This window comes from Streptomyces coeruleofuscus (genome assembly GCF_039532725.1).
Taxonomy (GTDB): Bacteria; Actinomycetota; Actinomycetes; order Streptomycetales; family Streptomycetaceae; genus Streptomyces; species Streptomyces coeruleofuscus.
In genome coordinates this window covers 1,275,008-1,290,922 of record NZ_BAAASE010000001.1, presented here as the reverse complement: position 1 = coordinate 1,290,922, position 15,915 = coordinate 1,275,008, and the positions used below count along the sequence as shown (strand labels likewise).

Genomic DNA, 15,915 nt, shown 5'->3' with positions numbered 1-15,915 from the left:
TTGAGCGTTGTCATCAGCACGCCCTGCGGCCCACAGTCGTCGTCACTCCCCCTGCGGCGGGATCAACGCCGCCGCGGGGGCCAGTGTCCGGCCGTCGCCCTGGCCGCCGGGGACCGTCTCGTCGTGCACCGGCATGTCGTCCCGTATCAGGTTCTCGGGGATGAGGACGGCGGCCGTGGCCCCGCCGCTCTCCGAGGAGCGCAGTTCGACGCCCAGGCCCTGCCGGGCGGCGATGCGGCTGACCACGATGAGCCCGATCCGCTTGGCGTCGAGCAGGTCGACGTCCTCGGACCGGATCTTGCGGTTGGCCTCGGCCATCGATTCCTCGTCCATGCCGAAGCCGCTGTCGTCGATCTCGATGAGAAGGCCGTCACGCATGCGGGCGGCCCGCAGATGGACATGAGCGCTGGGCGGTGAGAAGGAGGCCGCGTTCTCGACGAGCTCGGCGAGCAGATGGATGACGTCGGCGACGGAGCCGCCGTTGAGGGAGACGCGCGGTATGGCCCAGAGCCGGACCCGGCCCGGCTGCTCGATCTCCGCGACGGCGGCCCGCAGGACGTCCACCAGCGGGATGGGGTCGTGCCAACCGCGTCCGGGCGCGAGACCGGACAGGATGAGCAGGCTCTCGGAGTGGCGGCGCATCCGGGTGGCGAGGTAGTCGACCTGGTACAGCTCCTGCATCTCGGCAGGTTCGCGCGGGCGCTGCTCCAGTCGGTGGAGCAGGTCGAGCTGGCGGTGCAACAGCACCTGGCTGCGGCGGGCGAGGCTGACGTACACCTCGGAGATGCCGCTTTGCAGTTCGGCGCGCTCGGAGGCGGCCTTGAGCGCGGCCCGCTGGACGGCGGTGAGTGCGGTGCCCACCTGGGCGAGTTCGTCGCCCACGAGGCGGCGCATCGGGGCCTCGGCGTCGATGTCCACGCCTTGCCCTGCGTGCAGTCTGCGCATGGCCCGCGGCAGCCGGCGCCCGGCGACCTCCAGGGCGGAGTCGCGCAGGTCGAGCAGTTCGACGATGAGCCCCCGGCCGACGCCCACGGACACGAGCAGCGACAGCAGCACGCCGACCAGACCGAGGATGACGGCGATGCCGGAGCTGCCCAGGGTGTCCCAGCCGAACGGGTCCGCCTTGGCCGTGGCCCCCGTGCCTGCGTCCGACTCGGCCCGGGCGAGCCCCTCCAGTACGGTGTCGGCGGCCTCGTCCCAGTCCCTCAGGAGGCCCGCGGAGATGACCGAGGTGCCGGGCCCGGCGCCGCGCACCTTGTTCTCGACGGCCCTGAGGGTGTCGTAACTCCCGTCCCGAAGCACCGCGTTGTACGCCGTCCGGTGCTCCGGCTTCAGGTCGGCCACCGCGGGCTCCAGCAGCTCCCGCTGGGTGGCGACGGCACCGACGAACAGCGTGTACTGCTCCGTGGTGAGCTTCCCGGCCCCGCTCGCCGCCGCGATAAGGGCCTGTTCCTGGGCCACGGCCTCGCGGACGCGGGCGAGTTCGAGGACGACCCGCGCCTCGGACGCGGCGTCGGTGCCGTTCTCGCCGGTGAGCGCGCCGGTGACGGCGAAGGCGTGCTCGATGACCGTCGAGTACCCCGTGAACAGCGTCTGGGCGGCGCCCTTCGCGTCGGCCCGTGCGCGCAGTTCGGTGAGTCCGCGCGCGTCGGCCTCCAGGCGGTCGATGCGGGCGGGCAGCCCGGCGTCGAGGAGTTCGGCGTCCGCGGTGGCGGCGTTGGCGCCGTCACGGAAGGCGGCGGCGGCCTGGTCGGTGGCCTTGCGGGGTTCCTCGATCGTGTCGGGGCCGGCCGTGCCCGGCGCGGCGGCGTGACGCGTGGCGGCGGTCCGTTCGGCCTGCAGCGCGGTGACGAAGCCGTCGAGCGGGGCGAGGAGTTCGGCGTTGACGTCCTTGACCCGCTCGGCGTCGCCGATGCTGGAGGCCGTGGTCACCGCGGCGAAGCCCCACAGCGCCATGAGGGACACGATGGGCAGCATGAGCAGCGCGACGATCTTGGCCCGGACCGATCTGGGGCGCAGCCGTTCCGTTGTACGGCGGATGACACGCATGGGATACCTCTTCGAGGGTGGGTGTGGTGCGGCTCTGCGGACGTGCGGCTCAGGCGGTCGCTGTGGTGGCGGGAGCGGGCGCGGTGGCGGTCGCGGTCGCGGTGGAGAGCTCGACCTCGCGCAGCAGTTCGGCGGCGACGGACTCGGCGCGCTTGCCGGTCGGGGAGAGCGCGACGTACGCGGAGGTGAGGAAGAGGAACGAGCCGAGCACGACGGCGAGCGGGAAGAGGAACTCGGTGGCCGTGGCCCCGGGGAGCTCCGCGCTGCTGGGCGCGAGGCTCACGTCGACTGCGTACATGGCCGTGTAGTGCATGCTGCTGACCGCCAGTCCCATGACGAGCGCGGCGACGGCGGCGAGGACGGGGCCACGCACGGTGAGGGTGAGGGTCAGCGCGGCGCTCGCGGCGACGACGGCGATCACGACGGAGGCGGTGACGCTGACCGGATCGTAGTCGACCGTGCCGTGCAGGTTGAGCGCGGCCATGCCGGTGTAGTGCATGGCCGCGACACCCAGTCCGGTGCCGAGCCCGCCGAGCGCGACCGACGCGACGCGCGAGCGCCCGTACCCGGCGGTGAAGACGCCGGCACTGACGACGGCGATGGCGATGGCGAGGCTGAGGACGGTGAGCGGGACGTCGTAGCGGATGGGCGTGCCCTCGACGCCGAAGCCCATCATCGCGACGAAGTGCATGGTCCAGATGCCGGAACCGATCGCGAACGAGGCCAGCAGCAGCCAGTTCCGTTTCGAGGCGCCGTCGGTCTCGAGGGCCCTGACGGTGCACCGCAGACCCAGGGCCGAGCCGACGCAGGCCATGATGTAGGAGAGGACGGGAGTGACCCATCCGGCGCTGAAGTGATCCATGTGTCCCACGGGGAAACCCCCTCTCGCCCGCCGGGCGGAGAGCTCAGCGCGCACGTAAGTACCGCCGGTAACAGAGACCCGGGGGAACGCAATCACGCCACTGCTTGCCGGAGGTCGGTGAGGATTAAAGTACTGCGGTGTGGAGTACTGCCCCGTTTTCACGCAAGTGCTTCACACTCCCCTTACCTCGTCTGTACTTCGCCGCCCCCACGGCTCGCCGAAGAGGCGGGGGGCCGCACCAGCGCGGCGGTTCGGGCCGGAATATGCCCCTGAGCCGGCCTCGTACCGTGGCCGAAAAGATGCGCTAGGAGGCGGTCGTGGGGACGAGTGGGCCGCGACGGCCGCCCGCTGAAGCGGACCACCGGTCACCGGGCCACCGGCTCACCGGGCCACCGCGAGGCAGTAGTCCTCGTCCGTGGCCAGGAGGTTGCGGTGGGTGTCCTCGGCCGTGACGGCGCCGTCGTCCACGACCAGGACCCGGTCGGCGGCGTCCAGGAGGGCCGGGCTGCTGGTGAGGACGATGGTGGTGCGGCCCCGGCGCAGCTTCGCGACGTTGCGTGCGATGAGCTGTTCCGTGACGGCGTCGACGGCCGTCGTCGGATCGTGCAGCACGAGCACGTCGCTGTCGGCGGCCAGGGCGCGGGCCAGGGAGAGCCGTTGGCGCTGTCCCCCGGAGAGGTTGGCACCGCGGTCGCGGACGCCGTAGTCGAGGCCTTCGCGGTGGAGGGCGACGACGTCGGTCAGCATGGACGCCTCGACGGCCTCGGGGACCATGCGGCTGGTGCCCGACGGGTCGATGTTCGAACGGAGCGTCCCCGCGAAGATCTCCCCGTCGTAGGGGTTCACCAGCACGTGCTCGCGGACCGCCTCGACCGACAGGTCCGCGAGGTCCCGCCCGCCGACCCGCACCGTTCCCTCGTACGCGCCGGGCGGGACGTTCACGGCCAGGATCGACGCCAGGTCGGCGGCGGCACGCGGCTGGTAGGCGGCGATCGCCACGAACTCCCCTGCTGATACCTGGAACTTCAGCTTGCGCAGGGTTCCGTACCGGACACAGTCGATCTCCACGTCCGCGCTCTCGGCCGGGCGTTCGGATCCCGGCGTCATCACCGGCGGCGCGGTCAGCACCAGCGCCATGCGCTCGGCCGAGGCGCGCGCCATCATCACGTACTTCGGCATCTCCGAGAACAGTTTGAGCGGTTCCATGATGAACTGCGCCAGCCCGACGGCCATGACGAGTTCGCCGATGCTGATCCGGCCGTCGAACGCCAGCCAGCCCGCCGTCAGCGTCACAGCGCCGGCGAGGACCGCGTTGAGGGCCAGCGCGGTGCCCGCATAGGCGCCGTTCACCTTGGCGACCGTGATCGCCTGGACCTTCGCCTCCGTGCTGACCTCACGGTAGGAGCGGAACGCCGCGTGGTTGCCGCCGAAGCCGTGCAGCGGGCGCAGGCCGGTGATCAGGTCGGCGACCTTCGCGCCCGCCCGCGCCACCCGGGCCTGCTGTTCCTGGGTGCTGGTGCCGATCCGCTTGGACAGCACGCTCAGGCACGACAGGATCGCGACGGTTCCCACCATCACCAGCAGGCCGAGCCGGATGTCGGCCATACCCAGCGCGACCGCCGCGACCACCACCGCGACCAGCGAGCTGATCAGCAGCGGCACCACCTCGATGATGTCGGCGGTCTGGTCGGCGTCCTCGGTGGCGATGGTCAGCACCTCGCCGGACTTCAGGTCGACGTCCCTGGCCACCGGCTGGAGTCCGCAGGCCGCGACCTTCACGCGCCAGCGGTGCGCCTCCGTCGTGTTGGCTTTCTGAAGGATGCGCATCCCGAACCGCCACGACAGCGACACGGTCGTGATGATCACGGCCAGCACGGCGATCGAGAGGCCGAGCGCACCGAGGCTCCGGTCTCGCATCGTGTGCTCGACGATCAGGCCGAGCGCGATGGGGAAGGCCGTCTCGCCCGCCTGGTACATGCCCATGAGGAAGGTGCCGCCGGCCATGGCGCCCACGTTGCGGCGCAGTGCGGTGCGGAGGATGTCGGACCCCGAGCGGGGCCGCTGCGTGTCAGGAGTTGTCATCGAGGTGGCGGGCAATCGCTTCCGGGGTGCGCAGGGTGAACAGATCTCGGATCGTGATCACTGGACCGTACTCGCGGCGGAGCAGCCCTATCAGCCGCACCGCCAGCATGGAGTGTCCTCCGAGGGACACGAAGTCGCTCACCGCGCTCACCTCGTCGTCGTCCAGGTCCAGTGCCTCGGCGAAGTACTCGCAGACCACGGTCTCGGTCTCGGTCTCGGGCCCCCGCTCCCCCACCGTGGTCAGCGCGCCCAGCGGCTTGGCCTCCGGCAGCGCCTTGGTGTCAGCCTTCCCGTTCACCGTCAGCGGGATGCTGTCGACCTGGGCGTAGTGCGTGGGGCGGAGGAAGTCCGGCAGTCCGGCGCCGACATCGGCCGCCACCGTCGCCAACTCCGCCCCGTTTAGCACCAGATAGGCGGCCAGCCGGTACGAGCCGTCGACCTGCGGGTCGGGCTGGGCGACCGCGGCGACGAACCGCACCGCCGGGTGTGCCGCGAACGCGGCCTCCACCTCGCCGAGTTCGACGCGGTGCCCGCGGATCTTGACCTGCTGGTCGGTGCGGCCCAGGTACATCAGGTTGCCGTCGGGCCGGCGGACCACCAGGTCCCCGGTGCGGTACATGCGTTCGCCGGGTTCCCCGAAGGGGCAGGCGACGAAGCGGTGCGCGGTCTGGGCGGGCTGCCCGAGGTAGCCGCGCGCGATGCCGATGCCGGACACGTACAGCTCACCGGGGACACCGTCCGGCAGGGGGCGCAGCCAGGGGTCGAGGACGTACACGTCCGTGTTGTCGATCGCCACGCCCACCACCGGGTCCTCGCACTCGAAGGTGCCGACGCCGAGGGTGTTGATGGTGTACTCGGTGGGTCCGTAGAGGTTGTAGCCGACCGTTCCCCCGGTCTCGGCGAGCCGCTGCCACAGCGTCGGCGTGACGGCCTCACCGCCGAGCAGCACCAGCGGCGGCCGGCGTTCCGGGTTGTCGAGCAGGCCCTCGGCCACGAGCTGCTGGGCGTACGTCGGGGTCACGTTGACGACGTCGATCCCGTGCTCCAGGCAGTACTCGACCAGCCGGGGCGCGTCGCGGCGCAACTCCTCGTCGCAGACGTGCACTTCATGCCCGTCGGCGAGCCACAGCAGCTCCTCCCAGGACATGTCGAACGCGAACGACACGGTGTGCGCGATACGGAAGATCCGGTGGCCGTGCTCCGCCAGCACCGGCTCGAAGATCCGGCGCTGATGGTTGATCAGCATGTTGGTGAGTCCGGCGTACTCGGTCACCACGCCCTTGGGCTTGCCGGTCGATCCCGAGGTGTAGATCGTGTACGCGGGGTGCCGCAGGCGGTCGGGGTCGTCCGGTGCGAACGTCACGTACGGCTCGGCCTCGGGCAGCGGGAGGTCCAGCTCGATCAGCTCGCCGTTCAGCGAGGTCAGCCGGGGCGACACGGCGCTCACGGTGAGGATCACCTCCGGGCGGGCGTCCTCGACGATCGCGGCGATCCGCTCGTCCGGGTGGTCCAGCTCCAGCGGCACGTACGCGGCGCCGACCCGCAGCACCGCGAACAGCGCCACGATCGAGTCGAGGGAGCGCGGGATCGCGAGCCCCACGTTCGTCTCGGGGCCGATGCCCCGCCGGGCCAGCACGCCGGCCACCGCGCGGCTGCGGTCCCGGAGTTCGGCGAACGTCATCGTCGAACCGTGGGCGACGAGCGCGACCCGCTCCGGTGCGCGGTCCGCCGCCAGGTCGAACCGGTCGACGACGGTGTCCGTGCCGACGTCCGTGCGCTCGCCCCGGGAGGGCTCGGGCCCGAGGCCCCGCAGCGCGCCCACCGGGCCGGTCGACCGGGCCAGGTCCTCCAGCACGCGCAGGTAGTCGTCGAGGAGGCGGCGGGCGTTCCCGGTGTCCTGGTCGCGGTACTCCAGCTTGACGGTGAGCCGGTCGCCGGGCGTGACGACCCAGGTGAACGGATAGTGGGTGGAGTCGTCGGCCTTCACCGAGGTGATGCCGTGCCGGGCGTTCATCTCGGCGAAGGCGTCCATGTCCAGGAAGTTCTGGAGCACGAACAGGTTGTCGAACAGGGTGTCGTGCCCACTGGCCCGCTGGATCTCGCCGAGCCCCAGGTGCTCGTGCTCCATCGCCTCGACCCTGGCCGTCTGCACGGCCGAGAGGTAGTCGCGGACCGTGTCGTCCGGCCGGGGCCGCGTCCACATCGGCACGGTGTTGAGGAGCACGCCGACGATGTCGGACAGTCCCTCGCCCTCCCGGCCGGATACGGTCACGCCGAACACGGCGTCGCTGCGGCCCGTGTGGGCGCCGAGGAGGAGACCGAACGCGCCGGTCAGCACGGAGTTCAGGGTGACGCCGTGCGTCCTGGCCGCTTCCCGCAGCAGGTCGGACTGCTCGGCGGACAGTGTGTGCACGAGCGCGCGCGGCAGGTCGTCCGAGAAGGACGGCGCCGGTCCGGCGAGCAGTGTGGGGCCGGGGAGGCCGGCCAGGTGCTCCGCCCAGAAGCGTTCCGAGACGGCGGGGTCCTTGGCGTCGAGCGCCCGGGCGTAGTCCTCGAAGCTCGGCGTGGCCGGAACCGCGTCGAGGGGTTCGCCCGCGACGGCGGCCTCGTAGGCGTCGAACAGGTCCCGCAGCAGGATCTCGCGGGACCAGCCGTCCCACAGCAGCAGGTGGTAGCTGAGCAGCAGGCCGTCGCGGTCGTCGGGCAGACGCACCACGGTCAGCCGGATCAGCGGCGGTTCACCCGGATCGAACCCCGTGTCGCGGTCCCGGGCCCGCAGGGCGTCGACCTCGGCTTCCGCCGCCAGCTCGACCGTGCGGACGTCGACCCGCCGGCCGGCCTTGAGGACCTGGACCGGATTGCCGTCGGGGTCGGTCGTGAAGCCCGCGCCGACCACCGGGTGCCGGGCGATCACGTACGCCATCGCCTCGGCCAGCGCGCCGGTGTCCAGGCGCCGGTCGAACGTGAACCAGCTCTGCGCCACGTAGTGCCCGGCCGAGCCCGCCATCTGGGCCTGGAAGAACAGGCCTCGCTGGAGCGGGGTGACCGGTGCGGTGCGCTCGGCTGTCGTGGCGGCGTCCGCGATGCGCTGGAGGGCGCGGTGCCAGTGCTCGGTGATCTCGTCGGGGATGCCCTCGGCGAGGGTGAATGCCGCGTGCAGGCTGCCGGTGGTCTCGTCGAGCCAGGCGTTGACCTCGACGGCGTACGGGCTGCCCTGGTCGCCGCCGGTGAGGTGCACCGCCTGGGACTCGCTGCCCCGGCCGAGGTAGTTGAACAGCACCTGCGGGCGGGCGGTGCCGAGCAGCGGGGCTGTCTGCGGGTTGAGATACCTGAGCTGTCCGTAGGCGACGTGGGCGCGCTCGTCCGGCTGGCGTTCGGCGACTTCGCGGGCCGCCGCGACCGGGTCCGTGTGCGCGGTGAGGCGTACGGGTGCGATCGCGGTGAACCAGCCGACCGTACGGGTGTAGTCGTGATGTTCCAGCACCGGGACCCGGCCGTGCCGTTCCAGGTCGACCGCGAGGTCGGTGGGCGAGGGCTGGATGTGGGTCAGCGCCGTGCGGAGGGCTCCGCACAGCAGCTCGGTGAGGCCGATGCCGAGTGTGGCGGGGGCGGTGCGGGTCAGGCGGTCGGTGGCTTCGGGCGGGAGGACGACCGTGGTCTCCCGCGGTCCCCCGACGGCGGGCAGCAGCGGGGGCGCCTGGAGCGTGGTGAGCCAGTGCCCGAGGTCGTCGGTCGCGTGGGCGGACCGGAGGGCCAGGGCTTCGGCGTACTCGGCGTACGACGTCGTCGGTGCGGCCAGGGCTTCCCCGCGCAGGGCGGCGGCCAGGTCGTCCAGCAGGATCAGCCAGGACACCGAGTCGACGGCGAGGTGGTGCACGGTGACGACCAGGGTCCGGCTCGCCTCCAGCCACGAGAAGGCGACGACCTCGCCCGACTCGGGGTCGAGCCGCCCGGCGGCCTCGTTCGCGGCGGTCGTGGTGTCGGTGGTGTCCGGGCGTACGACGGTGACTTCGCGGGCGGGTTCGGTGCGGAGGATCCACACTCCGTGTTCGGTACCGAGCCTCAGTCGCAGGGTCTGGTGTGTGGCGACCACGGCGTTCGCGGCGCGTTCGACATCGGCGAAGGAGCTGTCCGGGACCACGAGCGTTCTGGCCTGGGCGAAGCGGGTGAGTGAGCCCCCCAGTTCGCGTTGGCGCAGGATGATCGGCGTCGGGGGGAGGGGGCCGTCCTCGCGGTGGGTGGGGGCGGTCGCTTGTGGTGTGCGCGTTGGCAGGTGTGCGGCGAGCGCGCGAGGGGTCTTGTGCAGGAACACGTCCCGGGGGGCTATGGGCAGGCCGAGCGTGCGGGCCCTGTTCACGACCGTGATGGCGATGATGCTGTCGCCTCCGGCGTGGAAGAAGTCGGTGTCGGCGGTCACGTCCGAGCCGGGCAGTGTCTCTGTGAAGATCTTGGTGAGTGCGGCTACAGCTGAGTTTTCGTCTGCGGGTGCGTCGTGGCTTGTCGCGCAGTTCCCCGCGCCCCTAGAGGCGCGCTTCTCCAAGGCCTTTCGATCGAGCTTGCCGTTGACCGTCAGGGGCAGGGCATCGATCGTGAGCACCCGCCCCGGCACCATGTGCACGGGCAGCTTCCCCGCCAGTCGCTCGGCGAAGTCCCCCGGCACCCGGCCCACCACGTGCGCCACCAGATGATCCCCGCTGTCCGCCACCGTCACAGCCACGTCGATCACGCCGTCGAGTTCCCGGATCGCGGACTCCACCTCGCCCAGCTCGATGCGGAAGCCCTTGAGCTGGACCTGGTCGTCGGCGCGGCCGGCGAACTCCAGCTCGCCGTCGAGGGTGCGGCGGGCGAGGTCGCCCGTGTGGTACATGCGGGAGCCGTCGCCGGCGAAGGGGTTCGCCACGAACCGGCCAGCGGTGAGGCCGGGCCTGCCCAGGTAGCCGAGCGACACCTGGTCGCCGGCGACGTAGATGGCACCCACCCGGCCCGGCGGCACCGGCCGGAGCCGGTCGTCGAGGAGGTAGGTGACCAGGCCGGGTATGGGGCCGCCGATCGGGCTGATGTCGTCCCCGGGGCCGAAGTCCTCCTCGGTCAGCACGCGGTGGGTGACGTGGACGGTGGTCTCGGTGATGCCGTACATGTTGACCAGCTCGGGCGAGCCGGTGCCGTGCCGCTCGACCCAGCCGCGCAGCCGCGCGAGGTCCAGCGCCTCGCCGCCGAAGATGATGCGGCGCAGGGCGGGCAGCGGCTCGCCGTCGTGCCGGTCGGCCTCGATGAACTGGTAGAAAGCGGACGGCGTCTGGTTGAGCACGGTCACCCCGCGCTCGCGGACCAGCCGGTGGAAGTCGACCGGGGAGCGGGTCAGCCCGTACTCCGGCACCAGCAGCTCACCGCCGTGCGCGAGCGCTCCCCACAGCTCCCAGACCGCGAAGTCGAAGGAGAAGGAGTGGAACTGGACCCAGACGTCGTGCGGTCCGAAGTCCATGTCGGGCTGGGTGTTGGCGAGCAGCGTCACCACGCTGGAGTGGGGGACGACGACGCCCTTGGGGCGTCCGGTGGATCCGGACGTGTAGATCACGTACGCGGGGTCGTGCCAGCTGGCGTCGGGCGCGGTGCTCTCCCCCACCGGCAGTTCGTCCCCCTGTACGAGCACGGCGGCCGGCACGCCTGTGCGGGCCAGGAGTTCCGTGAAGCGGTCCCGCTGCTCGCGGTCCACGAGGACGACCTGCGGGGCGGCGTCGGCGAGGATGTACTCCAGCCGTTCGTCCGGGTAGGCCAGGTCCAGCGGTACGTACGCGCCGCCCGCGGTGACGATGGCGACCAGGGCGACGACCTGCTCCACGGACCGGGGGACGGCGACGGCGACCCGCCGGCCGGGGCCGACACCGGCCGCGCGCAGTGCGGAGGCCAACTGGTTCTTGGCCTCCGCCAGTTCGCCGTACGTCAGGGACCGGGTACCGCCGTCGAGGCCGCACTGGGTGACGGCGGTGGCGGCCGGGTCGCGCCGCGCGGCGGCGTCGAAGAGGCCGCCCAGGGTCGTCGGGGTGATGCGCGCGGGACGCCGGTCGCCCTCGGACGCCACGTCGTCGACCAGGGTGTCCGGTCGGGTGAGGAGGGCGGTGAGGGCCGAGGTGAACGTGCGCAGGATCGACTGGGCGGTGGTCTCCCGCAGCAGCTCGCCGTCGTAGATCAGGTTGAAGCGGGGACGGCCGTCGAGTGCGCGTTCCACGACGAGGGTCAGCGGGTAGTGCGGTGCGCCCTCGTTGACGAGGTCGGTGACGACCAGCGTGTCGCCGGGCCGCCGCAGTCCGTCCACGTCGGTCGCGACGTCGAACACCACCAGGGTGTCGAACAGGGAGCCGGCGTCGGCTTGGCGGCCGATCCTGGCCAGTGAGACGTGCTGGTGCGGCAGGACGGCGCCCTGGTGTTCCCGCACCGAGGAGAGCAGGTCCCGCGCGGTGGTGGTGCCGGTCCAACGGGCGCGTACGGGAATCGTGTTGATGAACAGGCCCACCATGTCCTCGATGCCGGGCACGTCCGCGTCGCGGCCGGACACGGTGGAGCCGAACACCACGTCCCTGCCGTGCAGGATGCCGCCCAGCGTCACCGCCCAGGCGCTGTGCACGGCCACGCTCAGCGGCACGCCGGCCGACCGTGCGGCCGCGTCGATGTCGTGCTCCGGCCGCACGGCGGTGTCGGCGAACCGGTCGGACGGGGTGTGCCCCTCGGCGACCAGCGACGGGCCGGGAAGCTCGGCGAGCTGCTCGCGCCACACCCGGTCGCTCTCGTCGGCGTCGCGTCCGGCGAGCCAGTGTACGTAGTCGGAGAAACCGCCGACCGGGTAGACGGTCCCCGGCGCGTGGTACTCGGCGAGCAGCGCGCGGAGCATCGGCGGCACCGACCAGCCGTCGGCGATGATGTGGTGCACGGTCTGCACGAGGACGGTGCGGCCCGGGCCGCCGCGGACGAGGGTGTACCGCATCAACGGGCCGGTCGCCAGGTCGAATCCGGCGCGGCGGTCCCGCTCGGCCAGGTCGCGCAGCTCGGCGTCGGTGATGCCGGGGCGGTCCAGGATGGTGAAGGGCGCCTCGGCGCCGCCCTCCAGTACGGAGACCACGCGGCCGTCGGCGAGGGCCACGAACCGCGCGGCCAGGTTGGGGTACAGCGTGAGCAGCCGGGTGGCCGCCGCCGCGAGCCGGTCGGCGTCCACCTCGCCGTCCAGGGTGAGCAGTTGCTGTTCGACGTAGGCGCCGGCCGAGTCGTCGTCGAAGACGGAGTGGAAGTACAGGCCCTCCTGCAACGGCGTCAGCGGCAGGATGTCCCGCAGCGCCGGGCCGTCCAGCGCGTCGACGTCGGCCTGCGTCAGCGGCACCAGGCCGAAGTCGCTGGGCGAGTGGCCGCCTTGCGGGTCGAGTGCGGCGAGTCCGGCCAGGGCGTCCCGGAAGTAGCCGCCGATGGTGGCGATGTCCTCGTCGCTGAACATGCCGTCGGGCCAGGAGATGGTGGTGACCAGGTCGTAGTCGCCGCTCGGGGCCGGTTCGGCGATCGCGTTGAACTCCAGGGCGCGCGGGAGGCGCATCCGCGGGTCCCGCTTCTCGCCCAACTGGCCCGTCGCCTGGGCGAGTTGCCAGTCCCCGGGTTCACCGGCGGCGAAGCGGCCCAGGTAGTTGAAGAGCACCTGCGGTGCGGGCGCGTCGAACTCGGTGTCGGTCAGGTACCGCAGGGCACCGTAGGAGACGCCGTTGTCGGGCACCCGGGCGAGGTCTTCCTTGACCGCCTTGAGGGCGGCGGTCAGGTATGCGGGGGCGGTGAAGTCGGCCGCCGGGCCGGGGTCGACGGTGACCGGGAAGAGGGTGGTGAACCAGCCGACGGTACGTGACAGTTCGGGCTCGAAGCCGGCGGAGGCGGCGACGAACTGTCCTTCGCGGCCGTGGCCTTCCAGTTCGATGTGCGCGAAGGTCTGGTCCTGTCCCAGGTCGCGGCGCCATCGGGCGAGCGCGACGGCGAGCCCGGTCAGCAGGACGTCGTTGACGCCCGCGTGGAACTTCGCGGGGATCTCGCCCAGCAGCGCGGACGTGACCTCCGGGCCGGCCGAGACGGTCCGCAGCCGCTCGGTGGCGACGGTGTCGGCGTCGGACAGCGCCCGCCTGCCCACCGGGTGGTCCGCTCCCGGCAGGGGGCGCCAGTAGTAGGAACTGTCCGCGTCGAACGCCGCGCGCTCCAGCAGTTGCGTCCAGCGCCGGAAGGACGTGCCCACCGGAGGCAGCTCGACGGGAGTACCCGAGGTGAACTGCCGCCAGGCCGTGGCCAGGTCGTCCATCAGGATCCGCCAGGACACTCCGTCGATCACCACGTGATGGGCGACCAGGACCAGCTGCCCCGCCTCACGGCGCCAGACGGCTCGCAGCATCACCCCGTTGTCGGGGTCCAGGGCGTCGGTGGCGAGTGCGACGCACGCGTCGAGCGGCCGGTCGCTCTCCTGCCACCCCGCGACGGCCCGGCCCGGTTCCGGGATGTCGAAGCTCCAGCGGTCCGCGCGCACCAGCCTGGCGCGCAGCATGTCGTGCCTGCGGACCACGGCGGTGAGGATCTCGTCGAGCGCGTCGGCGGTCAGGTCCGGCGGGGTGTTCAGCACGACGGACTGCACGAAGCCGTCGATCGCGTCGGTGGTCTCGCCGAGCCACTGCACGATGGGCGAACCCACGACGGACCCGGTCGCCACGTCGCGGTGGTCGACCGTGGAGACGTCCTCGCGGCTCGCGACCGCGGCCAGGGCTCCCACGGTGCTGTGGGTGAAGATCTGCCGTGCCGTGACGTAGAGGCCCGCGTCGCGCAGCGCGGTCAGCAGCGAGATCGCCAGGATGCTGTCGCCGCCGAGCTGGAAGAAGTCCTGGTCGACGCCGACTTCTTCGAGCCGCAGCACCGCCGCGACCGCCGCGCAGACCGCGCGCTCGTCGTCGGTGGTGGGCCGTACGAGCGTGCCGGTGCCGATCGTGGGTTCCGGCAGGGCGTTGCGGTCGAGCTTGCCGTTGGCGGTGAGCGGGAACTCCGTCATGACGACGATGTGGGCGGGCACCATGTACTCGACCATGTGCTCGGCGGCCCACGCCTTGACCTCGTCCGCCCGCAGGTCCTCGCTGCCGGCGGCCGGGATGACGTAGCCCACCAGGTAGGTGCCGCCCGCCGTGTTCTTCCGTGCGACGACGCAGGTGTGCCGCACGCCGGGGTGCTCGGCGAGGCCGACCTCGACGTCCTCGATCTCCAGCCGCATGCCGCGGATCTTGATCTGGTTGTCGGCCCGGCCGAGGAAGTCGAGGGAGCCGTCCGGGGCGAACCGGGCGAGGTCACCGGTGCGGTAGAGGCGGGAGCCGTCGCCGGCGAAGGGGTTGGCGACGAACCGGGAGGCCGTCAGACCGGGCGCGTTGACGTAGCCGCGTCCCAGGAGGAACCCGCCCACGTACAGTTCGCCGCCGACGCCGACGGGGACCGGGCGCAGTTCCTCGTCGAGGACGTAGAGCTGGGTGTTGGGGTTGGCCTTGCCGATGGAGGTCGACAGGCGTTCCGCCTCTCCCCGGTAGATGACGTGGGAGACGCCGATGGTCGTCTCGGCCGGGCCGTAGCCGTGGTACATGGGGATGTCGAGCTTGGTGCGGAACCGCTCGTAGAGCTCCGGAGTCAGCACCTCGCCGCCGCACCACACGTGCCGCAGGCTGTCCAGGCGGCCGGATTCGCCGGCGATCTCCAGCAGGACGTCCAGCATGGACGACACCAGATACGTGAAGGTGACGCGCTGTTCGGCGATGACGCTCAGCAGGTGGTGCGGGTCGCGTTCGCCGCCGGGCCGCAGCACCACCAGGCGGGCGCCGGACACCAGCGGCAGGAATATCTCGTTGATGGAGATGTCGAAGGACAACGGCGCCTTGAACAGCGAGGCGTCGTCGTGGCCGAAGCCCAGGATCTCGTTCACCTGCCACAGCAGGCGCTCGCTGATCGCCTCGTGGCGGATCATGGCGCCCTTGGGCCGTCCGGTGGAGCCGGACGTGAAGATCACGTAGGCGAGGGCGTCGCCGTGGACGGTGACGCCGGTTCCCTCGGTGGGGTGGGAACCGTAGCGCCAGTCGTCGAGGTCGACGGCCAGGGCCGGCGGTTCGGCCGGGTCGTGCTCGCCCGAGGCGTTGAGCTGTACGACGACCCGGGCGTCCTCGATGACGACGGCCCGGCGCGCGGCGGGCCACTGCGGATCGAGCGGCACGAACGCGCACCCCGCCTGGAGCACGGCGAGCAGTCCGATGACCATGTCGGCGGAGCGGCCCAGCGAGATGCCGACAACCTGTTCGTGGCCGAGGCCGCGTTCGATCAGGTGGTGGGCCAACTGGCCGGCGTGTTCAGCTGCTTGGCGGTAGGTCAGCGACCGGTGCTCGTCGACGATGGCGACGGCGTCCGGCCTGGTCCGGGCCTGCTCCCGGAACATCTCGACGATGGTCGGGCGGATCCGGTCGGCTTCGGTGTCGTTCCAGCGGGCCAGGAGTTCGAGTCTCGCGGCCACGCCGGCCGGGCCGATGGTGCCGAGGGGCCGGTCCGGGAAGTCGGCCAGGTCGTCCAGCGCGAGCTGCGCTTCGGCCGGTGCGACACCGTCCGGAACCGTGATGCTCCGGCCGTCCGCGCCGACCTCCCAGTCACCGGGCCCGGCCCCGCCGTTGTCGACCCATCCGAGGACGTCGGCGAACAGGGTTCCGGGGGTGAGGTCGATGCCGTCGGGGCTGCGGCCCGTCGTCCAGTACGACAGCCCGATGGCGCACGCTTCGGTGATGGTCCTGTCGGAGTAGTCGCCGGTCCGCCGGCGTACGTCGGCCAGGCGTGCGGGAGAAAGCCGTACGAGACGAGCGCTCGGTTCCATCATCGAAGACTCAGCACCCTTTCAAGGA

The 15,915-nt window shown here is 71.8% G+C and carries 4 protein-coding genes; all 4 read right to left on the bottom strand.

The window, feature by feature from the left end; all coding sequences use genetic code 11:
* Nucleotides 1-42: 42 nt before the first annotated feature.
* The gene (locus tag ABFX81_RS05590) at nt 43-2,049 is read right to left on the bottom strand and encodes a nitrate- and nitrite sensing domain-containing protein (protein ID WP_086851115.1); all 2,007 of its coding nucleotides are present in this window, start codon (nt 2,047-2,049) and stop codon (nt 43-45) included.
* Nucleotides 2,050-2,098: 49 nt separating this feature from the next.
* Nucleotides 2,099-2,920 (bottom strand): MHYT domain-containing protein, encoded by an 822-nt coding sequence (locus tag ABFX81_RS05585; RefSeq protein ID WP_086851113.1) that lies wholly within the window; start codon nt 2,918-2,920, stop codon nt 2,099-2,101.
* A gap of 372 nt (nt 2,921-3,292) precedes the next feature.
* Nucleotides 3,293-4,993, bottom strand: a complete 1,701-nt coding sequence (locus ABFX81_RS05580) for an ABC transporter transmembrane domain-containing protein (RefSeq protein WP_086851129.1) — start codon at nt 4,991-4,993, stop codon at nt 3,293-3,295.
* Nucleotides 4,980-15,890: a non-ribosomal peptide synthetase gene (locus tag ABFX81_RS05575; protein ID WP_346137689.1), complete on the bottom strand. Its 10,911-nt coding sequence runs from the start codon at nt 15,888-15,890 to the stop codon at nt 4,980-4,982. Before ABFX81_RS05575 ends, ABFX81_RS05580 begins: the two co-directional genes overlap by 14 nt.
* Nucleotides 15,891-15,915 lie beyond the last annotated feature (25 nt).